This is a genomic window from Bacteroidales bacterium (assembly GCA_016709865.1).
Taxonomy (GTDB): Bacteria; Bacteroidota; Bacteroidia; order Bacteroidales; family VadinHA17; genus LD21.
In genome coordinates this window covers 1381032-1405308 of the sequence record JADJLX010000005.1, presented here as the reverse complement: position 1 = coordinate 1405308, position 24277 = coordinate 1381032, and the positions used below count along the sequence as shown (strand labels likewise).

Below are 24277 nucleotides of genomic sequence, written 5' to 3'. Positions count from 1 at the left end.
ATTTTCGCTATGCCGGCTTTACTTCTTTTGGTTTTATTGCTATCATGGTAAGTATCCCGGAAATTAGAAGAGATCCTGCCATGAAAATATAGGAAGCTCCAAATCCGCCTGTAGTACCATTCAGATAACCAACAATATAGGCCCCTACAAATGAACCTAATGCCCCCAGACTGTTTATCAGTGCAATTGCGCCTGCTGATACGTTTCTTGGCAAAACTTCGGTAATGACTGCGAAGAATGGTCCGTATGGTGCATACATTGCTCCCCCTGCAATAACAAGCAATGTATATGAGAGCCAGAAGTTACTGGTTCCTATGAGGTAAGATCCATAGAAAGCGAGAGAACCTATTAACAGAAATGGCCAGATAAAAGTTTTTCTCATTAATGTTTTATCTGAGAAATAGGAGGCAGTCAGCATACCAATAATTGCCAGGAGATATGGCACTGCTGCCAGCCATCCTGTTTTTATAATATCCGAGTCAGGCGCAGCATTTATAATAGACGGAAGCCACATTACAAATCCATATACCCCTATGCACCATAGCGCATACTGCAGGCACAACAGAATAACAACTCTCGATCTGAAAGCTATTGCATAGTTTTTAACAGGTTTAATCTCCTGTTGTTCCAGGTCCAGTTTTGCCTGCAGGTCGCTCTTTTCATCGTTAGTTAACCATTTGGCATCACCGGGTCTGTCTACAACCAGCCACCACCACAAAAATGCCCATAAAATTGCCGGGAGTCCCTCCCATATAAACATCCACCGCCAGCCGACAGAATCAATCAGGTAGCCGGATAATACTGACATCCAGAGAATTGTGACAGGATTGCCAAGAATGAGAAATGTATTAGCCCTCGAACGTTCTGATTTTGTGAACCACATACTCAAGAATACAAGCATCGAAGGCATCACTGCACTTTCAACTACACCAAGGAAAAACCTGATCGCAATCAATCCTTTAACATTGCTTACCATACCGGTGGCCATGGCCAGAGCTCCCCAGAGAATCAGCGACCAGAATATTAATTTCTTCGCACTTTTTTTAGAAGCATATAGTGCCCCGGGAACCTGAAAGAAGAAGTAGCCCAGAAAGAAAAGCGATCCCAGCAGGGACGACATGGCTGCAGTAATATTCAGGTCTTTTGCCATTCCGCCTGCTGCAGCGAATCCGAAATTGGCACGGTCGAGATACGCCAGACTATATGTAATAAAGGCAATCGGTATTAATCGATACCAGCGTTTCATTGAAAGCACTTTCTCCATTAGCTCCAGAGTCTGTCGTGTGATACTTTCTTATCCCATTCCGGAGTAGGATCAAACCATTTGGTGTCTCTGCCAAGATGTTTTTTGCACTCTTCCTCATTAAGTTCCACTCCCAGACCGGGTGAGTCAAGCGGGACATTGGCATAACCTTTTTCAATCATTGGTTTGCTGCCAGTCATTTTTACTAGGTTTATCCACCAGGGTGTGTCAACACTGTGGTGTTCAAGTGCAAGGAAGTTTTGTGTTGCGGCTGCACAATGTACATTTGCCATAAAACAAACAGGCGAACCAGCCATATGCATAGCCATAGCTACTCCGCACTCCTCTGCATAATCACCGATACGCTTGGTTTCAAGCAGTCCTCCAGATGTTCCAAGGTCGGGTTGAATTATATCAACTGCTCTGGCATCAAGAAGTGGTTTGAATCCGCCTTTTAACATATAGATATCTTCCCCGGTGCATGTGGGTGTTTCAATAGCATCAGAAACAGTTTTCCACTGGTCGGTATAGAACCATGGAACCATATCTTCAACCCATGCGAGCCTGTATTTCTCCATTGCTTTAGCGAAACGGATAGAGTTGTTAATATCAAAGTGACCAAAATGGTCGGCGCATAAAGGCATTTCATAACCAACTGCATTTCTTACTGATTCAACATATTCTGCAAGCCCTGCAAGCCCTTTATCAGTAATCTGTACCTGTGTAAATGGATGGAGCGCATTTCCATAATTCATATAATCTTTCAAATCATATTGTCCGGTTGCGCCATCCCAGAATTTCGTATTAACAAGTGCATCAGGTATGTTGGCAACAACATGTATCCCAAGGTCCATCTTAAGCCAGGTAAATCCCTGTTCGTCAACGCGCTTCTTCATTGTTTCAGCAAAAGCTTTTGGGTCCCTTGCACCCGGTGTGTCGGCATATAGCCTTATCTTATCGCGGTATCTTCCCCCAAGCAGCTGCCATGCAGGCACTCCGTAAGCTTTACCTGTAAGGTCCCATAAAGCCATCTCAACAGCACAAACACCACCTCCCTGACGGCCATGATAACCATACTGTCTGATAATTTTGAAAAGCATCTCAACATTACATGGGTTAAGTCCTAATATCCTGCTCTTTAGGAAAAGTGCATATCGTCCGTCTGCTCCGTCCCTGACTTCTCCAAGACCATAAATTCCCTGGTTGGTGTCTATCCTGATGATCCATTTATTATAGATGTTTGCCATCCTCATATCAGTAATTTTCAGTTCAGAAGGAGCTGAAGATCTCTGCACATTCTGGGTTGTTTGTGCAATTGTATCTTCAATTGAGAGTTTCATCATTCCCCCGAGTGCGATACCACCCAGAGCGGCCTTCTTCAGGAAATTACGGCGGTCATTTGTTGTTGCCGGGTTTGCAATTTCAGCTTTTATGGCTTCCTTTTCAGAGTTTTCCTGAATCCTTGTTTTATCAGCAATCTGCTGTAATATACTTTTCATTTTATATTGTTATTGTATAAAAGTAATTGACTTTGTTTGATTCCCTTTGTGTTCCTTTGTGATGCCTTAGTGTCCCTTTGTGGTTAACTTTTTTTTTACCACAAAGGCGCACAAAGTAAGTCACTAAGGACACTAAGGAAAAGTCAAAAATCTACTTTTTATTCATAGTTAGTAGTTCCTTTCTTTCAGATAATTATCCAGTTCAGCCTTGGTCATTGGAAGTTTTCCGGGGTAGTTATTCAGCCAGTTCAGAAAATCTTTTTTGATCTCTTCGCTCCATTGGCTATCGATCTGACCGGCAAGGTATTTCTTTTCACGCAGGCGCTGATGGCCGAATTCATCACGAAGTGCTGTTACTTCTGAAGTTAAAACAAGATCTTCGACCAGGTAGGCAGGTATAAATATTACGCCATATTTTTTTGCGAGTACAACATCGCCAGGCAATACTGTAGCACGGCCAACACGTATTGGTGCGTTTATTGAAACAAGCATCATCTGCTGAATATATGAAGGATCTGCACCTTTTATCCAGCCGTTGAATCCCTTAATTTCAGAAAGGCCTTCCTGATCCCTTACTGATCCGTAAAATACAACTCCTCTCTGTGATTTTGCAAATATCGAATTACCAAGGTTATCACCGATAAGTGTACCATCAGCAATTTTGCCATAGGCATCAGCAACATAAACATCGCCGTTAACTAAAATATCTATAGGCCATGAGTTTGTTCCTCCCTGCTGAGCCCTGTTTTCGATCTTACCTTGTGCTTTTACCTGTTTTTCCAGGTCAGGTCTTAATGGCATATACTGAGCAGTTACAACCCTTCCGGTCATTGGTTGGGAAGGATCTATAATTGTCCAGTCGCCTTCATATTGGTTCTGAAAACCCTTGTTTCTGAGAACGCCCCATGCTTCTTCAATGGATATGTTTTTTAATCTTTCAAGTATAGCATCTGAGACTTTAGGTCTTCCGTCTGCAAATCGTTCTCCTTTCCAGTCAGCTGTCAGAGCTTTTATATACTCAGGTGAAGAACCAACATTCTGCGCATAGGTTAACAGGCCACAAAAAAGTAGTGAGGCTGCCAGTAATAATATTTTTCTGTTCATGTGTTATAGGTTTTTGGTTGATTTGGTTTAATCTGTTAATTTTCTGATAAATGGAGAGACTTGATTATTTATTTTTTTACAGGGGAATAAACAAGTTCTATACCTGTCTCTTTACCCATGTTCCGGCTGTATTTCTTTTCTGAAGGATTGTTCCAGTGTTCAGATACGCCAAGGCTGGTAAGCCTTGTACCGTCTTTTTCAGGATCATATATTGTTCCTGAAGGCGGATTGTCAGCCAGTGCACTCTCATTTACTGAAAAATCGCTGTACATCATATCTGGTGCATCGGGCCATTCTGCTAAAATGAAGTCAAGAACTACTGCATCTATCGCAACACCATCCTGGGAGGCAAACAAACTGCCCGGCCAGTTATTGTTAAAAGGTGCTAGTGTCCATTTGAAGGCAGGTACTTTATCGACAAATTTGTTACTGTAAATCCCGTCAATTAAAAAGAGCATAGTTTTTCCTCCAAGATCCTTATGTCCCATATAATCGGGATAAACTGAATATGTCTTCAATCCTTTCTTGTTCTGACTGAATCCGCTGCTGTGCGCATTTTTCCTCCAGTCGGCTTCGATACTGGTACATCCGAAATAGTTCTTTGCACAGAGGGTAACACCCTGACTTACATGACCTTTCATAAGTGCCATGTTGATTACATAATCTGCTTCCACAAAACTGGTTGCAAGTCCCGTAGCTACTTTCCCGTTATCAACTGAATATGGTATTGCATTTTCAACAAATGTGGCTTTTTCACGTCCGTCGCCGCCGTTATGATCAATATAATGTACATTCGGATAAACCGCATGGAGTTTGTCATAAACGTTATTTGTCAAAAATCGGCTGGGATCACCTATTGTAATATTTTCCTGGGCTACTCCGGCTTCATTGATAAGACTTTTCAGCAGAGAAAGCATCAGATGAGGATTTGCATTAATCTCATTGTTGCTCTCATGTGAGTAGGTATTGTTCAGGTTTACTTTAATAGCAATTTTTTGTCCGTCCTGATATCCTGTAGCTGAGTTATTTTTTGTTTTATTGAAATGCTGAAAAAGCGCATTCCATGATTTCTTTTCACTTTTCACACCGGTCAGACTTGTCAGTGTCTGTGTAAGAAGTTTATCCGTTTCAGTCTGATTATTGAAACGATCCTCCCACCAGTTGCCTGTTGTACCATCCCAGGATGCAATTTTTGTGTTGTGTCCCCAGGCAACCCTTCCCGGATGGATACCCTTCGCAACACCAAGAGGGATGTTAGGCTTATACCAGATCTCCAGTGAGGCTGCTTTTGTTTCAGCTGCGGATTGAGTCATAAAAAGCCAGGTGGCTGAAATTCCTATAAAAATAAATAATACTGCTGCTATATATTTTGCTTCCAGAATTTTGTATTTTGCTTTTCTGAAGGCAAAAACTGCTCCTGAAAGTGTTATTAACCAGATTACAAAGCCCGACATTATCGGCGCCACAATCTGCATGCATGGGTATGTTGCTCTTGATGGTTTAGGGATAACGCGTACAAGGAACCATATTGTTGCCAGTACGGAAATTACAATTACGACAAGTTTTGAAGGTACTTTTATCTTACTCAGAAACAGCATGGTTTTTTTTATCCATGCAGGAAGTTTTTGAAATCGGGCATCTGTAATCATCTTTAATGGTATTAGTCAGGTTAGGTTGGTTCAAAGGTTGATAATATTGGTATAGCTAATATACTATTTTATTAATTCAAAAATCATATAGTCGTAATTCATCTGGCCTATATCTATTGTATTTATTGTGATTGTCTGGATTCCTTTTTTAAGGTCTATACGGGCCAGTTTATCAATATAGTTCCAGTGATGCCATTGCCTCCACGCTATAGTATCGGCAGCCACAAATGTTGAAGTAATGAGAAGAGGACCGGTTTTGTCAATATCATTTACCGAGAGAGAGATCTTTCCGTTCTGATTTGATGTGTACATTATTCCAAGTTCATATGTTCCTGTCTCTTTTACATTTACAGTATATTTTGTCCATTCCCCGGGTGCTGTCCATCCTACATAAAATGAATCTTTTTCAGGTTCCACAAAATTGAACGGGCTGTTATCGATTGCCGGATCACGGAATTTTGTATAGGAAATGTCGACGGCCTCATTAATCCGGAATTCATTGAGGTATGAACCATCAGCAGGATTCAACCTGCCGCTCCCGGAGTTTATTGTGTCATTATCATGGAATGCAATTCCTTCTCCCCCAAAATCATAGTATTCGCACTGCAATTTGCCGGGAATTAATTGTGCTCCTGATTTATAAACAGAATCTGCAAACGGCTTTCCTTTATATTCGTTTTTACCATTCTGGCAGCTTATCTGTAGAATTGTAACTGAGACGATACCCGCAAGAAAAAGTGGTAAGAAAAAGTTCCTGGTTTTCATGTTTCTGTTTTATATTTTTAGAATATCTTTATCCAATGACGCATTGATATTACACAACACAATATAATACTTAATCAGCATTCAATAATCCAAAATAATCTAAATTACAGTCATGAAAAAAATATTTCTACTTCTGCTTGTATTTTTGCCTTTACTGGCGCAGAGTCAGCCTTTAACAAATAGCGAACCTCAGACAAAGAAGCTGATATGGGCTGAAGAGTTCGATAAAAACGGACTTCCTGATGAAACCAGGTGGAACTTCGAAACGGGAAAGGCAAGAGCCAATAATGAACCCCAGTATCATACCAGAGATCTTAAAAATGTTCGGGTTGAAAACGGGAAATTAATTATTACCACACGATTAGAAGAAGTTGATGGAGTGAAGAAATACACTTCTGCCAGGATTAATACCAGGGGTAAATATGAATTCACCTATGGTCGTATTGAAGTAAGGGCAAAGCTTCCCCGCGGAAGAGGCATGTGGCCTGCAATTTGGACCCTTGGTCTCACAGGCGGCTGGCCGGCCTGCGGAGAAATTGATATTATGGAGTACTGGGGACATGATCCTAATACAGTTGCTGCAAATGTCCATACACGGGATTATAATCATACAAAAGGTACTAGCCGGGGTGGTAAAATAACATACGAAAAACCTTATGAGGATTTTCACATCTATGCTGTTGAATGGTTTGCCGACAGGATGGATTTCTTTATGGATGACAAGATGTATTTTTCATGTAAGTCGAAAGGTGAAGGGATAGGAGAGTGGCCATTTATTGCTCCGCAGTATCTGATTCTTAATCAGGCTCTGTGGGTCAACTTTAAGGAGGGCGAACCCGGAATTGATGATTCTATTTTTCCACAGGAGTTTATAGTCGATTATGTGCGTATTTATGAAATGAAATAAAATAAAATTAATAATATCAATCGCTATGGGAATTTATAATCGTCGCTCATTTGTAAAAACTGCCGGAATGGGAAGTGCCATGATTGGTCTGGCCGGTGGACTTTCAGCATTGGATTTGTCGCTTCCGTATAAAACTAAAAATAAACTGCCCCGCTGGCGTGGATTTAATCTAATGGATTTTTATACTTCCAGACCAATGAAACTGCCACGCACTGGCAGGAACATCTCAACAGAAGATGATTTTAAATGGATGTCTGACTGGGGATTTGATTTTGTCCGTATCCCTATCCAGTATCCCTGTTATTTAAAATTCGATCCGGGTACAGACCGTAATAAACAGATAACACCTGATGAGGTCCTGGACTTCAATGAAGATGTTATTGCTGAGATTGAAAAACTTGTTTATCTGGCGAATAAACATAAAATGCATGTAAGTCTCAACCTTCACAGGGTACCCGGTTTTTGTATCAATGCAGGCTTCAATGAGCCCTATAATCTATGGAAAGATGAACAGGCTCAGCAGGCACTTTTTAAACATTGGGAAATGTGGGCGAAGAGATTCAATAATGTATCTGAGAAGATGCTCAGTTTCGACCTCATTAACGAACCCTGCTTCCGCGAGGATATGAATGATCAGTTCAGCAAAAAAGGCCCTGTTCCGGGTGACATTTACCGGAAGGTTGTTCAGGGTTGTCTCGACGTAATCCACAAACAGAATCCAAAACGTCTTGTTGTTGCTGACGGAAATGATGGCGGAGGTAAGGTTACTCCTGAACTTAACGATCTGAAAGTAGGTCAAAGCTGCAGAGGATATCATCCCGGAGTAGTATCACACTACAGGGCATCATGGGTCTGGAAAAATCCTGATGACGCGCCCATGCCGGTTTGGCCGGGTACTATCGATGGCAAGTATTATGACAGAAAGAGTCTTGAGGAATTCTATCGTCCATGGACTGAACTCGTTACACAGGGGGTAGGAGTCCATTGCGGCGAATGCGGCTGTTACAGAGAGACACCTCACGATGTTTTTATTGCCTGGATGAGCGATGTGTTAAGCATTCTTACCGAAAATAATATCGGATGGGCTTTCTGGAATTTCCGGGGTGACTTCGGGGTACTAGACTCGGGCAGAAAAGACATTGTCTATGAAGACTGGCATGGAAGCAAACTCGACCGGAGGATGCTGACTATGCTTCAAAAATATTAGGAAATTCTATTATCCTTTTTCATAGGTTTTTGCTGCAGCCTCCATCAGCAGATAGAATGCCTGAGCTTCGGGAGAGAAATAGCTTCTGTCGAAGTTCGGGCATCCGCATACATCATGGATATATCCCAGTTCATCAACCCTGTCGTTTGCTGCTTTTCTCATTAATTGAGCTTTTTCGATATACACCCGATCGAGATAGCCAGCCTTGACACCTCTGAATATTGAATAGGCCAGCATCTGAGAAAGGTTGACTTCAACAAATGTTTCTGGCTTATTTACTACATCATGGTAAGTGCCGTCCGCGCTCATATACTTTAAACACCCGTCAATCAGATCTTTGGTATAACCAATCAGTTTCTTCTTTTCTTCAGCCATACTTTCAGGAAGCATCATTATTACTCTGGTAAAGCCAGCTGCAGACCATCCGCTTCCCGTACCCCAGAAATCTTCACGTTTAAAGTTCTGTTTCGGATAGTCGTAAATGTGAGAGTATAATTTTTCTTTATCATTATAAAGATACTGGCGCCAGCCATCAATCTGCTTAATAGCCTCTTTGTACTCACCACATGCAGCCAGAAAAGGGGGAAGCATATAGTTTGCATCGCTCATCATCCATTTTGTCGGTTCCTGCGTGTGAAACAATATGCCTTCAGGAGTTTTATGGTCCGACTTAAAAAATACTTCAAGCATCTCATCCGCTCCTTTTCTGAAAATCGGATCACCGGTTTTCACAGCTGCAAAAAGTACAACCTCTCCAACGCTTGCACAATCAGTTATTGGTCCGTTTCCCTTTAATACTGAAAAACGGCCCTTTTCCTGCCTGAGAATAGCACCACGGGCAAGAGAAATTGCCAGATCCAATTCGCCCATTTCCAGAAAAGCCTGAGCAACAGTCCCCTGCTCCCAGTCATAACGCTGCATCCCCAGAGTAGCAATCTTGACTCTTTCAATCCTGTCAGCGAGTGAAACGGGTTTCCCTGTAAATAATGTGCCCGGTTCTTTTAATTCCTTTTTATCATTAGAGATGGCACAGGCAGTTAATATCGGTGTTCCTGTAATTCCCAGTGATAAACCTCCGGCCTTTTTTAAAAAGTTCCTGCGCGAATGATTGTCAGACAGATGCATATTCATAAAAACAGATTTAAATAATAATATTGATTAATTATCCTTATCAGCTATGCCGGATTATTTTTCACACGGCATTGTTTGATATGGTTACTAAATTCTCTTAAATTTAACGGATTAATTTAAATAATATATTGTATGAAAACCAAAACATCCTGTATCATAATAATTGCCCTTGTGTTTTTGTATTCATGTTCAGGCGAGAAGCCAATGAGTAAAGTAATTGACGAATCACTGGCATTCTCAGTTCAGCAGTACAAACTTATGAGTGATGTAATGAAAGATAAGCCTGATCAGCTGCCAAGAACCATTGATAAGGACGGGAACCTCAAAACTGAAAGTTCACGCTGGTGGACGAGCGGATTCTTCCCCGGGAGCCTTTGGTACTTATATCAATATTCAAATGATCCTGAGATTCTGGACGCTGCAAAATTGATGACTGACAGAGTTGAAAGGGAAAAGTATACCACTAATAACCATGATGTGGGATTTATGATCTATTGCAGCTTTGGAAACGGACTAAGACTAACCGGTGAAGAGCGCTATAATGAAGTTATCCTTACTGGTGCTAAGTCGCTTAGTACAAGGTTCAGACCACTTAACGGCTGTATACAGTCGTGGGGCAGTAACAATAAATGGCAGTGTCCGGTAATTATAGATAATATGATGAACCTCGAGCTCCTGATGTGGGCATTTAAGAAATCAGGCGACTCATCATTTTATAAAATCGCTGTAAGTCATGCAGATACAACGATTAAGAACCATTACAGGCCCGACTTCAGTTCATATCATGTAGTATCGTATGATACAATTAGCGGTAAAGTGGAGGTAAAACAGACTCATCAGGGGTATGCAGATGAATCGGCATGGGCCAGGGGACAAGTATGGGGATTATACGGCTATACGGTTATGTACAGGGAGACCGGTTTAGACAGGTATCTAAACCAGGCTAAGCATATTGCGGATTTTCTTATAAATCATCCTAATATGCCAGAGGACAAGATCCCTTACTGGGATTTCAATGCACCTGAGATTCCAAATGCCCTGCGCGATGCATCTGCCGGCTCAATTATGGCATCAGCACTTATTGAGTTAAGCAAGTTTGTTGATAAAGCTTCTTCAGCCGGATATCTTGAAGTAGCAGAAAAGCAGCTTCGTACACTCGCTTCACCTGAATATCTTGCAAAAGCAGGAGAGAACGGGAACTTTATCCTTAAACATGGTGTTGGTCATCTTCCTGGTAAGAGTGAAATTGATGTCCCTCTGACCTACGGAGACTACTATTTTATTGAAGGACTTTTGAGATTTAAAAGTCTTCTGGAATAGTAGAATATCAGCTTGCCTGCTTTGTTGGAGTAAAGGTAACAGTCTGTCCTCCTTTATACTGTGATTTGATAAACTGAAGTTTAACACGTGTTACACCGTTTGGCCAGTAGCGCCTTAGTGAGCGGTCGGTTACTTCAATATATTGTATCTCAGGAGTAACAACTTTAGGATTGTAGCTCATCTCCAGCGTAAAACCGTCACCTTCAAATTTAAGGAGTCCGGGTTTAGTTTGTGTTACCTTGCAGTAGGTCATCAGATTAGAACTGGTAGAACCATTTATTCTTTCCAGTTCATATTTGTCGGTTATTATAAAGTTCCTGCCTCTGTTAAGCGTATAGGCGCGAACCCAGCTTTTAACCAGAGCGTCTTTTGGATAGGCACCGGCTATATCTGTTGAGAAGAATATTGATTTAGCATTGGAAGTGAATGCTGAATTCCTTGCCTTGTAATTTTCACCCTGCATCTGGTCAATTCCATTTATAACGGGAAGATTATGGTAGCCCGATTGCATTGTCCATATTTCATAACGTTTTGAGCTAAAGGTTTTTGCATTATACTCCTCGCGTCCAAGGTCGATAAGGCAAGGTTTGCCGTTGTAATACAGAATACAGGTTCCAACATCATTATGGTTATGGCTCTCATTGTTGAATCCTCCTTTGGCTCCGAAGTAGAATCCCGAGAAGCTGCCCTCTTTATCACGTCCGCCGGCTACTTCTGTATCGGGCAGCCAGAAATCAGCAACAAGAGCTTCTTTTGCTTCAGCACTGCCAATCTCATTTAAGAGACCAAGATTCCTGATCTGATCGCAGATCTTTCCGCTCAGGCTATGCTTACCCCAGTTTCCAAGTTTTGCGAGATATGCGCCAAACTGCTGCATCTGATTGTCTTTTATTGCTTGTCCGTATCTGTAAACAGCTGAAGCATTACCTCCTGTTGTAGCGTCTGCATCAGCAAAATTCAGAAAGTATGGTGCATGAATATTCACTTTGTAGAAGTAGGTTCCCATATTGCGAATAAGCGGATCGTCGAATACATCAAATTTTCCACCGGTTGCATTTTTCAGAATCTCAAGATTCTCATATAACAGCGCTCCTGCGGCGCCCCAGTATGAAGGACCCTCATCGCACCCGCCATCATCGGAATAACCGTTTATGAATTTATCGAGTGAATTTATGATCTTCAGAACTTCGGCTCTCTTTTTAACCGGATCTGTTTCTACTATCATGTAGCTGTAAAGCATATTATAATTTACCCAGGGATTCCAGTTATTTGGTCTTCCTCCCTTAAATCCCATATAGCCAAAATCATCTCTTTCAAAATATGGGTTTAGTGCTTTGTTCTCAATCTCCTGCTTAAGTCTTTGTGAAATAAGGGGATGTACCTTGTCAAACTCATCTTTGAAAAGATACCATGTCCAGGAAAGATTGTTAGTTATCTCGCCAACTCCCAGATCCACAGTTGGTTCATTGATATCCGGTAATCCAGGTCCGGGCTTCTGGAAATACAAATGTGCCGACCATCCCCACCATGTCTGTTCGCTGAAGTACCATACAGCATTGATTATCTGATCTGTAAATCTTCCTTTGCCTTCAGCCAATTCACCCATGACAAGAGAGATAAGAGCATTGCTGCATGCAGCATATACTTCCTGTTTACGGTTACCTGATCTTGTAAACTCAAGATAATCAGTTGCTTTTACAACAGGCCAGTTATATACAAGATACTCTTCTGCCTTTTCTATATATTCTTTCCTGATACTCTCAGGCAGGCCCTGCCAGAACTCCCTGTTTTTATAAGTCGGAAGGTTATTCCATGAGTTATCTGTAATCAGGACCTTTTCCAGATCAATCGCCTTTGCTTTTTTCGCAAGAATGTTTCTCTCTTTACTTGTCAGTTCGGCATACACTGAATCTATAGTAGCAAAAAAGAATATTGATATACAGCTAATCAGAAATACCCGGATGAATGGATTATGAGTTTTCATTTTCTGTTATATATTATGTTTAAATTTACTATGATTATTAGTAAAGACAATACAAAATTATTAAAACTGTTAAGTATGAAGAATAATTTTAACCTGAGACTCTTTTCATCAGTAGCTTCACTAATTATGCTCTCATTTTCACTGTATGCGGAAACAATTCATCAATGGGAAGTATTTTCTGTTACTCTCAATTCAAGTGAGATCAGAACCAACCCTTATAATGAGATCAATGTAACTCCGGGAACCGGGTTTCTGTTTGTTAAATTTCAGGGTACCTCGGGCGAAGCATTGAATAAAACATATGATATTCAGGGATTCTGGAGCGGTGGTTCAGAGTGGAAAGTGAATTTTGCTCCTCCCTTCACAGGAGGATGGAAATACACTACTTCTTCTCCAGACCGGGGGCTTAATGGAAAGAAAGGAAGTTTTGAAGTTATTGCCTGGACTGAAAGTGAAAAAAATGCTAATCCTGCGAGACACGGATTTGTTAGAGTAAGGAAAGATGTAAGTGGTGAAGGTCATTTTTTTGAGTATTCAGATGGCACCCCATTTTTATGGATAGGTGATACCTGGTGGAACTGGACCAACAGGAAGATCAAACCTGAAACGTTTATGGCACTTGTTGACGACCGGGCTGCGAAAGGTTTCAATGTTGGACAGTTATTTGTCGCCGCAAACGGTTGGGGCAGGGAGAGCTCCCTTCTTGATGAGACATTCACAGTACTCGATACTGAACATATGTCGGGAGTTGAGGAGATGATCAAATATGCAAATTCAAAGGGTATTACTGTTTGGATCCATGGCTGGTGGAGTCGTGAGAATCTCAACAATACAGCCGGTGCCGATAAAATGAAAAGGTGGTGGCGATATCTTGTGGACAGGTTCGCAGCATACAACGTGATCTGGGTTGTGGCCGGAGAGTATAATATGTATAATAATGGCGGCTTCAGTGTTGAATTCTGGAAAGAGCTTGGGGCTTATATTAAGTCAGAAGATCCTTATGACAGGATAATCAGCCTTCATAATACACCACCTTTCTGGAGCGGTGGCGCGGATGCTCCTCAATGGGCTACTGGAAGCGTGATGCACAGCGAGAAATGGCTCGATTACAACCAGAGCCAGGTGGGGCACGGGAAGTATGCAAATGAGATGATACCATATATTATAAGTGAGGAATATAACCGTAAGCCTGCAAAACCGGTAGTGGTTACGGAACCATGGTACGAATTCATTGAGGGTAATCCCTCCGGCATGGATATCAGATTTGCAGCATGGTCGGCAATTCTTTCAGGTGCTGCCGGCCATACCTATGGTGGCGGACATGTGTGGCTTGCAAGTGTTCCGGAAGCTCCCGGTGGTGGCGGAACATGGCCTTATGAAAAGGGTTTTGAACGTAACACCTATGATTATGAAGGAGCCGTATCGATGAAATACCTCGCATCATTCTTTAAAAATGTGAAATGGTGGAACATGGCACCTCATCCTGAACTGGTTAAAGAATACCCTCAGCCATTTTGTCTGGCAAAACCCGGGGAGGAGTATGTTATTTACCTGAGGTACGGTGGTGTAGCTAAACTGGAAATGGATGAGCTTGCTGCCGGAAGAAGATATAAATATCACTGGATCAATCCGGCTACCGGAAAAGTCTATGATATTAAATCAATACAGGGAAACAGAATCCTGCAATTCAGTGCCCCTGAGAGCTATCCCGGTAATCCTGATTATAAAGACTGGGTGTTGTATATCTATAAGGAATAAAAAATTAAAAATCGATCATCGCTTTCATTACACCATCACCATATGAAGCAACAAGGTCAAAGGCCTCTTTGCTTTTTGAAAATGGGAACCTGTGTGTGACCATATTTCCGACATTTATCTTACCTGTCTCCATCATTTCAAGTGCGGATTCCACACAATCTACCTGCCGGCGAATGAACTGCAGTGAGATCTCCCTTCGCCTTGTAGTCTCGACATTCATTGACCACCTTTCAAATTCCGGAATCCCTACAACAACAAGTTTACCACCAGGTTTGAGCATATCCACTGCCTGATCAAGAGCCTCCTGCTGACCGCAGCATTCAAAGACTATATCGAGACCAAGTTTTGTCTTTTTTTGAATTTCTGCGACTACATCAGATTTCATTGGATTACCCGTATAAGCTGCACCCTCTCTGCCTGCAATTGAGAGTCGCGGATCTATCTTATCAGTGACATAAACACTTTCAACACCCTGAGCTTTTGCTGCGAGCATAACGCTCATTCCGATAGGGCCGAATCCTAAAATTCCTATTTTCAGATCTCTTACACCTCCCGATTTCTTCACCGCATAAACACCAATAGCCAGTGGTTCAGATATTGAACCATGGTCGGGAGTCAGGTTACCTTTAAGCGGGAAACAACTCTCCTCAGGCATTACAATATACTCCATCAGGCAGCCTTCTGCCTGTCCGGGGCACCCAAGGAACCTCAGCTTACGGCAGGTATGATGTCTGCCTGCCAGGCACTGGTCACATTCCCAGCAGGGCATTGCGGGTTCTATAGCTATTTTATCACCGGGTTTAACTCTTGTTACCGCTTTCCCGATTTCAGTAACTACACCGGCACCTTCATGTCCCACTGCAAACGGATACTCTACTTTCTGTGAACCTATCTGTCCCTGGGTATAATAGTGAATATCAGATCCGCATATTCCCAGAACAGACATTTTAATTTTTACATCATTCGGATTTATTATTACAGGTTCAGAGATCTCTTTCATCTCCATTTGTCTTATTCCGGTGAGCATCATTGCTTGCATCTCTGAAAAATTAGTTACTTTAGTACAACAAATATAATAATCATATGAGAAGAATATACGGAATAGGAGAGACTGTCTTAGACATAATTTTCAAAGATGGTCAGCCACAGGCTGCAAAGGCAGGAGGTTCAGTTCTTAACAGTGTGGTGTCGATGGGAAGGATGGGATTGCCTGTCTCTTTCATAAGTGAATATGGCCTGGATAATGTAGGTGATCTTATAGATAAATTTCTGAAAGAAAACGGGGTGAACACATCTTCTGTTCACCGTTTCAGAGATGGAAGTACCTCTCTGGCACTGGCATTCCTGAATGAAAAGAATGATGCTTCATATACTTTCTATAAAGATTTTCCGGAGAAGCGACTGGATATCAAATTCCCTGAGATCAAAAAAGATGATATTGTCCAGTGCGGATCATTTTATGCTATCTGGCCCGAGATCAGGGTGAAGTTTAAGAAATTTATTAAAAGTGCTAAAGATAGTGGCGGCTTTATTCTATATGATCCGAATTTTCGTCCCACTCATGTTTCCGAACTTGATACTCTGAAACCATTGATAATCGAAAACATGAAGATGGCAACTCTACTAAGAGGATCTGATGAGGATTTTAAAAATATTTTCGGTGCCAATTCTCCTGATGAAGCATGGGATATTGCTAAAAAATACTGCAAATCGCTGGTTTATACTGCAAACGTGGATGGAGTTTATGTAAGGACTTTATCATTTTCGGGGAAATTCCCGGTTCATAAGATTAAGCCTGTCAGTACAATAGGAGCAGGAGATAATTTCAATGCTGGTATGCTGACTTCAATCTATAAAAACAAAATAGCAGGGGATAAGTTACATCTGATCGGAGAGAAGGAGTGGAGTAAGATAATAACCTCAGCAGTCGATTTCGCGACTCATGTTTGTATGAGTTATGAGAATTATATTTCGGAGGAATTTGCAAAATCCCGGAAGTAGGTACACAGAGGTAAAAATGCCTTCTTAAATCGGTTTTGCATTCTCCAGCAGGAACTTCTCCGCCTCGAGCGACCAGATATAATCGTTTTTTGAAACAATCTCGTGCAATCCTGCGTATAATCTATTATCCTTTCCCATTTCCTTTAACTTGTAAAGAGAAACCAGCGGCATAGATATGTTGGTGTAGATGAGCTTTTTGCCTCCAGGGATCTGGGGGAGGTTCAATGTCGTTTCAACTACGGCATCCAGTCCTCCGACATGTGTTATCATAACTGCAGGGTTTATCTTCCCCTCACTCATCATTTTCAGTGATTCTATCATGTCATCAGTGTTACCTCCTGAAGTACCAACTATATGAGTGAATGAATAATGCACATTATAAAAATTGAATTCTGCCTTAAATTCAGGGTTAGTAGGTCCTGCAAAGAAGTTAAGGCATCCGTCTATTCCCAGAATCGCATCTCCCTGTTCAACAACCTGTTTAACCGGCGCAAACACAAAAACATCATCAAAGCCGGTACCTCCTGTCAGATCCCGCATATACTTAACAGGATCTTTCATCTTCGCAGTATTTGTATAAATCAGTTTTATACCCTCTTTTGCAGCATGCTCAGGTGTGAAAAGGCAGGCAGCTCTCGATAAGCGGTTATCATCAATGTCGGTTACAACAAGTAATCCGGGCTTTCGCTCCTGATGAAGTGCATAATCAATAGCTCCCAGGCCCATCGGACCAACACCTGCAAGGATTGCCATCTTACCTCCTTTGCGGATACCCATCTCATGCACATAGGTGCCGGGAGGAATATGATAGCTTGCATGAAATGCCCCTACGATACAAGACATTGGTTCAGAGAGTGATGCAGGGAAAAAAGCTTCTCCTTCGTATTGGAGCAGGGAATTTGCTTCCATTACTATCGGAGGTATAATTACATATGTGGCATCTCCTCCGATATAATGAAATGAATACCCGGGTGCTTCAAGGGTACCCATGTGATTCATTGCAGGCTGGATTGAAAATTTCTGTCCCTTCCGGAACTTATTCTGCCATTTTTTACCTACCTCAACAATTACTCCGGCAAATTCATGACCAATTATTGTTGGATTTACATCAATATCATCAGGAACTCTCTTATGGTCAGCGCCCTGTAATGCAGCTTTGTGCGATGACATGCAGATGCTGTCCGATATCACGTGCGCAAGTATCTCATCATCCTTCAGGGCAGGAAGATCGAATTCTTCAAGCCTCAGATCTTTCTTCCCGTATATTCTTACTGCTTTTGTTTTCATAAATTCGTTTAAAATAAATTTAACCACGGAGATACACGGAGTCCCGATAGCTATCGGGATCACGGAGTAATACTGCTTTGCCCTGAGCCCTGTGCCCCGCGCCCTGCGCCCTCATCCCAACATAACCTGCCCTCCCGTAACCGGTACAGCCTGCCCTGTCTCATACTCCTGATCGACAATATATAACAATGCTTTCATAACATCTTCCAGACGGCAGCCTCTTTTCATCGGGACCTGGTCCTCATAGAATTTTCTTACATCATCAATATTCTTTGCGCCTGGTACCTTGCCTGTTTTCAGATACTGTACAAAAAGACCATTCTGAGGATCGGACCATAACGGACCTTCATAGAAATTGCCCGGACAAATAGAATTTACCTTTATTCTGTTGGGGGCCAGCTCCATTGCAAACGACTGGGTGAGACCGATACCTCCGAACTTGGCACCTGCATATGCAAAATTACGGTTGCTGCCTCTTAATCCTGATTTCGAATTGATCTGTATGATATCTGTAAAATACTCAGGTCTTTCATTATTCTGAATTTTCATTACTTCCGATGCGTATTTGGCACAATGGAAATAGCCATTATAGTTCACATCCGTTGTCTTCGCGAATGTTTCCGGATCCATCTCATCAAGTCCGCCGGCTCTGAGTATTCCGGCGTTGCTTACCATCAGATCGAGGCCTCCAAATTCTTTTACTGTTTGAATTATAAGGTTTTTAACAGATTCAGGATCAGATACATCAGTTTTAATGAAGACAGCTTTGTTGGATGTCTTTCCGGTTGACAGACTATTTGCAAAAGAAGTACCTGTCTCCTCATTAAGATCAGCAATTACAACATTTGCTTTAAGTTTAAAAAGAGATTCAGCTATACCTGCTCCGAAGCCCTGTGCCCCTCCGGTTACAACTGCAATTTTATTATTTAACCTGTTTCCTGCACCAGACGACTGCGATACTTTTCTTCGATAGTTCTCAACCTCCCACTGATCAATAAATGCCACCTGTTCCGGAGTCAGGAATTTAATGCCCCCACATTGAGATGCATAGTAACTGATCTTTATAAGATCTTCATAAACATCGAGACAGGCTTCAGCAGAGGCAAAACTTTCTGCTAATGCAAACACTCCCATGTCTTTAATAATGAAGACTTTTGGGGTATAGCCATATTCATTTATGAAATGAGGAAGCTGGTACTTTACAGAATCAAGGATCTTTTCTGCAGTACCTGATTGTTCAATAAACAGATACCGTGTTTTGCAGTAAACAATTATATCAGGAGTGAGCGGGAGCGAGATCTTGTGAAACTCCTGCTGGTTCTGGTAGAATTTTGCAATCAAAGAATTATGCCGGAATCTGATTACTCCCGGCTGATCGCCTGAAAGGATCATCCTTAGTCCGGGCAATACCTTATTCAGAAGCGGGTTATAAGGTAATTGACCGGGTTCGCTTAGCGGTTCGATCTGTTCACTGATTTTGCTTATAATTTCTTCATAAATTCTCTGAATATCTTCAGTGGTATCTGCCCCGACAAATGAGCCATGGTTTTCAAGAAAAATGATTTTAGGATCGTGTCCGAATTTTTCTCTGTACGATATTATTTCAGATTCAAGCTTTTTGAACAGTGTATATCCCGGATCTATGTAAGGTACATAAAGGACACTTTCGCCAAATAACTTGTTTGTCAGGCTCTTTGCATTCCTGCTGCAAAGTATTCCATTGATAAGGGTAGGATGGAGGTGAACAACAAACCTATATTGAATTATCTCATGCAGAGATGTTTCAACCGAGGGGCGCTTGTTTTTTCCGGGATCCAGAATACTTAAGAACATATCTGCTAGCACCTGCTGCTCCCTTTCTGAGGGATCTTCGGAATATACTTTCGATGATATTACATGCAGCTTTTCCCTGTTAAGGGCCACCAGTCCTTCTTCTGAAAGCTCAGCAAGAGATTGTCCGCTGGCTTTGATCCAGATTGTCTCATTATCCTTAAATGAAGTATTTCCTCCTCCGGCAATAACATATTCCTTGTTACTTCCATAGTACTTTGAGATCTCAATAAGTTCCTTTAACTCCGGTTTCATCTTAATGCTTGTTTAAGTAGTACTCAATAACCAGTTTACCGAGACTGGCAAGCTCTTTTTTCTGATCGACGCTATGCTTTCCGTCAGGCAGAACATATCCCTGCCGGCCATCAGCCCGCAGATATTGATGTGCCGCAATGATACAGGCACCTTCCCATGATATCTTTTTCAGCTTTTCATCAAGAGGAACAGAACATCTTGTGCTGACAGTAAGCGGGATCATTTCTGGAGTATTATGTTCGGTGCCAAATGTTATTATAAAGCCTTTATCATGAAAAAACTCAACGAATTTTTTCATAATATTAAGATCATTTCTGCCGGGGATAAGTTCGATACATTCGATACCGAGCCCTTTCAATGTCTGATAAAGTTTTTCAGGATCTGACTCAAATTCTGTGCATTTACCTGACGGATCATCAAGTAGCACAGGATAGCATGGTATTCCGCCAGCCTTCAGGATGATTTTGATGATTTTCTTCAAATCCAGGAATGAGCTTTCATCCTCCTCAACAAAGGCAGCTCCTCCGCTCTTCAAAAGGTTTGAACGTATTTCGTTCTCAAGGGCAGCAGGATTTGACAGATCGGCTTTCGATTTTTTTCCTCCGTATAGTTTTTCAAGAAAAATGATTTTTTCTTCAGGTGTTGAAAAATGCTCCACGGCATCAAGCCTGAGAGCTTTGGCAATATGTCGTTCCCTTACAAGGTTGTGTGCATACTTGCTCTTAATTATTTCGTAAGAGAGTGACAATGAGGGATTTTCTGCTCTAATTAGTCCGTTGAGTTTTGAGATCATGGCTTTTATCTGAACCTGGCTCTCCTGGATAACACTCTTAAGCTGCTTTCTGAGCATAAACCCAGTGTGGAACGGATAATCAAGTCCTTTACCACTGAAGTAGATCCTTCCCGGGTTATTAGGATCGTTTATTCTTATTCCATTTTTCTGTTCCTCTTTCATGAGGCCGATAAATTCGATATTGAAAAGAGGGAATATTTTATTATTGATACATCCCTTCAGAAAAGAATCATAGCCATCGGTTACATAAAAATCGTTTATTCCCAAAACGGCAATTCTCTCTTCTTTTGCCATTTTGAAAGCAACATCAAGGTCAGAGAAGGCGCTGAAAGAGTATGGAGTATGAATATGGCCATTAGCCTCGCGAAAGATGGGAAGCGGTAAGCCGTTTATCTCTTTAGCCATCACTTCGGGTGCAGGATACTCTTCAAGGAAATTCTTCATGCCTTTTTCTATATTTTTGTTTCTATTTTAAGTTCCGAAAGGTGTTTATTTATTCTTGCAATCTCATCACTTGAAAGGCGGAAATCAGCAGCTTTTACATTATCGAGAACCTGTGCTGCATTTCTTGCACCTGCAAGTGCACATGTAATACCTGGTTGCTGCAAAGTCCAGTTAAGTACAAGCTGCGATGTTGTTACTTTTCTTTCGTCAGCAATCTTCTTAAGATCCCTGGTTAATTTAATGATCCTTGAAAGGTTGGGCTCTTTATAGTACGGTGTATTAGGCCTTGTGTCGCCATCGTTGAACTTGTGATCCTTCTTAATTTTTCCTGTCAGTAGGCCGCGCTGGAGAGGGCTATATGCAAGTATTCCCACATTTTTTTCAATGCAATGAGGAACTACCTCTTTCTCAATACCCCTGTTAACCATGCTGTATGGAACCTGATTTGAAGCAATCGGGAAGGTTTTTTCCGCCTCCTCCATCAGTTCCCTAGAATAGTTACATACAGCTCCTGCTCTTATCTTTCCCTGTTTAACAAGGATCTCAAGAGCTTCCATCGTTTCAGAAACCGGTGTTGTAGGATCGGCCCAGTGGATCTGGTACAGGTCGATATAATCGGTGCCTAGTCTCTTAAGACTCAGATCGCAGTCACTTATAACTTTCTCTTTTGAAGAGTAGCGGTATATATCAACTTGTTTTCCTGAGTTATCCTGTGAAGAAAAATAAAATTCACCCTTCTTTTCACTCCAGGTAAGCCCGAATTTGGTAAGCACCTGAACATTAGATCTTTTCCCCTTAATGGCTTTGCCGGTAAGCTCTTCACTTAAACCAAAACCATATACCGCGGCTGTATCAATGGTTGTCATTCCATGATCAATAGCAGTCTCAATGGCTTTTACGGCTTCTTTAGAGTCTGCTCCGCCCCACATCCATCCGCCGATGGCCCAGGCTCCGAATGCAAGTTCTGATACTTTGATGTCTGATTGTCCTAGTGTTCTGTATTCCATAATTTTACATTTTACCAATTCAAAACTTTATCCGGCACTTCGAGCAGCGACTCACATATCCAATCTGCATCAGAAAGTGCTGCTGCATCAAAAGAGGTTGTTACTGCCAGACATTTACAACCGGCAGCTTTTCCTGCTTTTACGCCGCTTACTGCATCTTCAACAACCAGACATTCATTTGGTTCTAAGCCAATGCTTTTTGCTGCCTTAATGTATATGTCAGGTGCTGGTTTCTTTTTCTCAACATCGAGTCCGGTAATTATCGAATTAAATGTGCCTGATGACAAACCTATTTCCCTGAGATTGACTTCCATTTTGATCCTGTCGGCACTAGTCGCCAGGGCCAGTTTAAACCCTTTATTCCTGCATTTGGCAACAAACTCATGAGAGCCCGGAAGAGGGTATAATTTGCCTTTAACTAGTTCTTCGTAGATCTGGTACGTTCTTGCTTTTACTTTCTCAATATTTACAACTATTCCATGCTTTTCTGCCACTCCTCCGATATACCTGTTCTCCCCCATACCTGTAAAAGGTTTAAAATCTTCAGGTGAGACAATAACTCCCATCTCTTTGAACATGAGTATTGCAGCAAGAGAAATATATGATTCTGAATCAACAAGCACTCCGTCCATATCAAAGAGCACTCCTTTTATCATCTGAATATCTTTTCTATTTCCAGAATTCTTGATTTGCTGAGCGGATTCTTTTTCTTCGAAAGGTCAGTAATCAGAGTCATTTTAGCAGCGTTTTCAAGAACCTCAATTTTATCAAATGCCTGCAGAAGAGTAGTTCCCGTTGTAAGGATCCCATGATTCTCAAGCAGAAGAATATCAGACTTTTGTACATTATCGGATACAACTTCCGCAAGCCCTGCACTTCCCATCAGCGCATATGGCACCAAAAGCGGAGTCCCGAGTATCGCAGCTGCCTCGGCAGTCAGATTAGTGTCTATCTTACACTTCATGGCAGTAAATGAGGTAGCAACAACAGGATGAGCATGAACAACTGCCATAACATCTTTATTCCTCCTGTATATTGAGAGATGCATCTCAAATTCAATTGAAGGTTTCAGATCAGGAGTCAGGTTCTGGCCCAGAATAGACATCACCCCGACTTCTTTCCATCTCATTCTGCCCTTATCAGTGGCTGAAGGAGTTATCAGAATTATATCCCCGGAAATCCTGCAGCTGATATTTCCGCCTGATGTGGTTGTAAGTCCATGATTATATAGCCGTCTCATAAAAGAGGCAACCTCTTTCCGTTCCTTTTTAAATTTTGTCCGAAATGCCATACAAGTACTTATTTTACAAGGTCGATAACGCCATTCAGAACAAATCGTGGCCGATATGGGAAATTATCGATCTCATTCTTAGAAGTTATTCCGCTCAGAACCAGTAATGTGTCAATCTCTGACTCAAGTCCGCACCTGACATCAGTATCCATGCGGTCGCCTATAACAATTGCATCTTCCCTTTTAACACCAAGTCTTTTGAGTGCACTTCTCATCATCAGTGGATTTGGCTTGCCAACATAATAAGCTTTTTTCCCTGAGGCTATTTCAATAGGAGCTATAAGGGCTTTTGTAGATGGTGTAATCCCCACTTCAATTGGCCCGCTTACATCAGGATTGGTTCCGATCAGCTTGGCCCCTTTTAAAACGAGGTTTACCGCCAGTTCAACCTTCTCAAAATTGTAGCTGTGGGTATCACCAACAACCACATAGTCGGGACTTACATTATTTACCGTATAACCAACACTGTATAACGCGTGTATAAGTCCGGCATCACCAATTATATAGGCACTTCCATCGGGTTTCTGATTTGCCAGGAAACTAGCTGTTGCGAGTGCACTTGTATAGAAATGCTCCTCGCCAATAGTAATTCCCAGTCTTTTCATTTTTTCATGTAGCTCTTTGGGAGTCCTCTCACTTGAATTGGTAAGGAAAAGATAGCTTTTTCCCGAAGCTTCGAGCCATGCCAGAAAATCTGTTACTCCCGGAAGCAGCTTATTGCCATGGTAGATAACTCCATCCATGTCGATAATAAAGCCTGCCTTCGATTTGATATGATCAATAGCTTTTTCCATATTCTGTT

At 41.7% G+C, this 24277-nt stretch carries 20 protein-coding genes; 5 read left to right on the top strand and 15 right to left on the bottom strand.

The annotated features are described in order from the left end of the window. Positions 1-7 precede the first annotated feature (7 nt). The 5 genes from IPJ16_14415 to IPJ16_14395 all read right to left on the bottom strand — a co-directional run bounded on the left by IPJ16_14415 (position 8) and on the right by IPJ16_14395 (position 6260). The gene (locus IPJ16_14415) at positions 8-1264 is read right to left on the bottom strand and encodes an MFS transporter (protein ID MBK7628367.1); all 1257 of its coding nucleotides are present in this window, start codon (positions 1262-1264) and stop codon (positions 8-10) included. After that, complete coding sequence (locus tag IPJ16_14410) at positions 1264-2742, bottom strand: mandelate racemase/muconate lactonizing enzyme family protein (GenBank protein MBK7628366.1); 1479 nt, start codon at positions 2740-2742, stop codon at positions 1264-1266. The genes IPJ16_14415 and IPJ16_14410 overlap by 1 nt, the downstream gene beginning before the upstream one ends. A gap of 168 nt (positions 2743-2910) precedes the next feature. Next, entirely contained in the window at positions 2911-3846 is a 936-nt protein-coding gene (locus IPJ16_14405; GenBank protein ID MBK7628365.1) for an RraA family protein, read from the bottom strand. A 68-nt stretch (positions 3847-3914) separates the two neighbouring features. Continuing rightward, a complete protein-coding gene (locus IPJ16_14400; GenBank protein ID MBK7628364.1) occupies positions 3915-5495 on the bottom strand; it encodes a DUF362 domain-containing protein in 1581 nt (526 codons plus the stop codon). 63 nt (positions 5496-5558) lie between these two features. Continuing rightward, positions 5559-6260, bottom strand: coding sequence for a carbohydrate-binding protein (locus IPJ16_14395; protein MBK7628363.1), 702 nt, complete (start codon positions 6258-6260; stop codon positions 5559-5561). 112 nt (positions 6261-6372) lie between these two features. On the opposite strand from IPJ16_14395, the gene IPJ16_14390 reads away from it, so the two are divergent. After that, the gene (locus IPJ16_14390; protein MBK7628362.1) at positions 6373-7167 is read left to right on the top strand and encodes a glycoside hydrolase family 16 protein; all 795 of its coding nucleotides are present in this window, start codon (positions 6373-6375) and stop codon (positions 7165-7167) included. A 25-nt stretch (positions 7168-7192) separates the two neighbouring features. Then, positions 7193-8374: a cellulase family glycosylhydrolase gene (locus IPJ16_14385; protein MBK7628361.1), complete on the top strand. Its 1182-nt coding sequence runs from the start codon at positions 7193-7195 to the stop codon at positions 8372-8374. A 9-nt stretch (positions 8375-8383) separates the two neighbouring features. Here the strand turns inward: IPJ16_14385 and IPJ16_14380 are convergent, their stop codons facing one another. Beyond that, positions 8384-9505, bottom strand: coding sequence for a glycoside hydrolase family 88 protein (locus IPJ16_14380; protein ID MBK7628360.1), 1122 nt, complete (start codon positions 9503-9505; stop codon positions 8384-8386). Positions 9506-9637: 132 nt separating this feature from the next. On the opposite strand from IPJ16_14380, the gene IPJ16_14375 reads away from it, so the two are divergent. Beyond that, the gene (locus IPJ16_14375) at positions 9638-10825 is read left to right on the top strand and encodes a glycoside hydrolase family 88 protein (GenBank protein ID MBK7628359.1); all 1188 of its coding nucleotides are present in this window, start codon (positions 9638-9640) and stop codon (positions 10823-10825) included. Positions 10826-10832: 7 nt separating this feature from the next. Here IPJ16_14375 and IPJ16_14370 read toward each other — a convergent pair whose 3' ends face one another. Beyond that, positions 10833-12809 carry a heparinase II/III family protein gene (locus IPJ16_14370; protein MBK7628358.1) on the bottom strand — a complete coding sequence of 659 codons (1977 nt, stop codon included), beginning with the start codon at positions 12807-12809 and terminating at the stop codon, positions 10833-10835. 75 nt (positions 12810-12884) lie between these two features. Here IPJ16_14370 and IPJ16_14365 point away from each other — a divergent pair, with 75 nt between their 5' ends. Beyond that, the gene (locus IPJ16_14365; GenBank protein MBK7628357.1) at positions 12885-14567 is read left to right on the top strand and encodes a DUF4038 domain-containing protein; all 1683 of its coding nucleotides are present in this window, start codon (positions 12885-12887) and stop codon (positions 14565-14567) included. A gap of 4 nt (positions 14568-14571) precedes the next feature. On the opposite strand, the gene IPJ16_14360 is transcribed toward IPJ16_14365, so the two are convergent. Beyond that, positions 14572-15606, bottom strand: a complete 1035-nt coding sequence (locus IPJ16_14360) for an alcohol dehydrogenase catalytic domain-containing protein (protein MBK7628356.1) — start codon at positions 15604-15606, stop codon at positions 14572-14574. 44 nt (positions 15607-15650) lie between these two features. Between IPJ16_14360 and IPJ16_14355 the strand changes: the two genes are divergently transcribed. Beyond that, positions 15651-16568, top strand: a complete 918-nt coding sequence (locus IPJ16_14355; protein MBK7628355.1) for a carbohydrate kinase — start codon at positions 15651-15653, stop codon at positions 16566-16568. Between the two features lie 24 nt (positions 16569-16592). On the opposite strand, the gene IPJ16_14350 is transcribed toward IPJ16_14355, so the two are convergent. From IPJ16_14350 to IPJ16_14320, 7 genes are all read right to left on the bottom strand, one after another. Further along, a complete protein-coding gene (locus IPJ16_14350) occupies positions 16593-17855 on the bottom strand; it encodes a zinc-binding dehydrogenase (GenBank protein ID MBK7628354.1) in 1263 nt (420 codons plus the stop codon). Positions 17856-17966: 111 nt separating this feature from the next. Further along, positions 17967-19940, bottom strand: coding sequence for an SDR family NAD(P)-dependent oxidoreductase (locus tag IPJ16_14345; protein MBK7628353.1), 1974 nt, complete (start codon positions 19938-19940; stop codon positions 17967-17969). 1 nt (position 19941) lies between these two features. Then, on the bottom strand, positions 19942-21177 hold the full coding sequence (locus tag IPJ16_14340) for a hypothetical protein (GenBank protein ID MBK7628352.1): 1236 nt from the start codon (positions 21175-21177) through the stop codon (positions 19942-19944). An 8-nt stretch (positions 21178-21185) separates the two neighbouring features. Beyond that, a complete protein-coding gene (locus tag IPJ16_14335) occupies positions 21186-22184 on the bottom strand; it encodes an aldo/keto reductase (protein ID MBK7628351.1) in 999 nt (332 codons plus the stop codon). A gap of 11 nt (positions 22185-22195) precedes the next feature. Next, the gene (locus tag IPJ16_14330) at positions 22196-22840 is read right to left on the bottom strand and encodes an HAD-IA family hydrolase (GenBank protein ID MBK7628350.1); all 645 of its coding nucleotides are present in this window, start codon (positions 22838-22840) and stop codon (positions 22196-22198) included. Continuing rightward, the gene (locus IPJ16_14325; protein MBK7628349.1) at positions 22837-23475 is read right to left on the bottom strand and encodes a class II aldolase/adducin family protein; all 639 of its coding nucleotides are present in this window, start codon (positions 23473-23475) and stop codon (positions 22837-22839) included. Before IPJ16_14325 ends, IPJ16_14330 begins: the two co-directional genes overlap by 4 nt. Positions 23476-23483: 8 nt before the next feature. Continuing rightward, on the bottom strand, positions 23484-24269 hold the full coding sequence (locus tag IPJ16_14320) for an HAD family hydrolase (GenBank protein ID MBK7628348.1): 786 nt from the start codon (positions 24267-24269) through the stop codon (positions 23484-23486). Between the last annotated feature and the right edge of the window lie 8 nt (positions 24270-24277).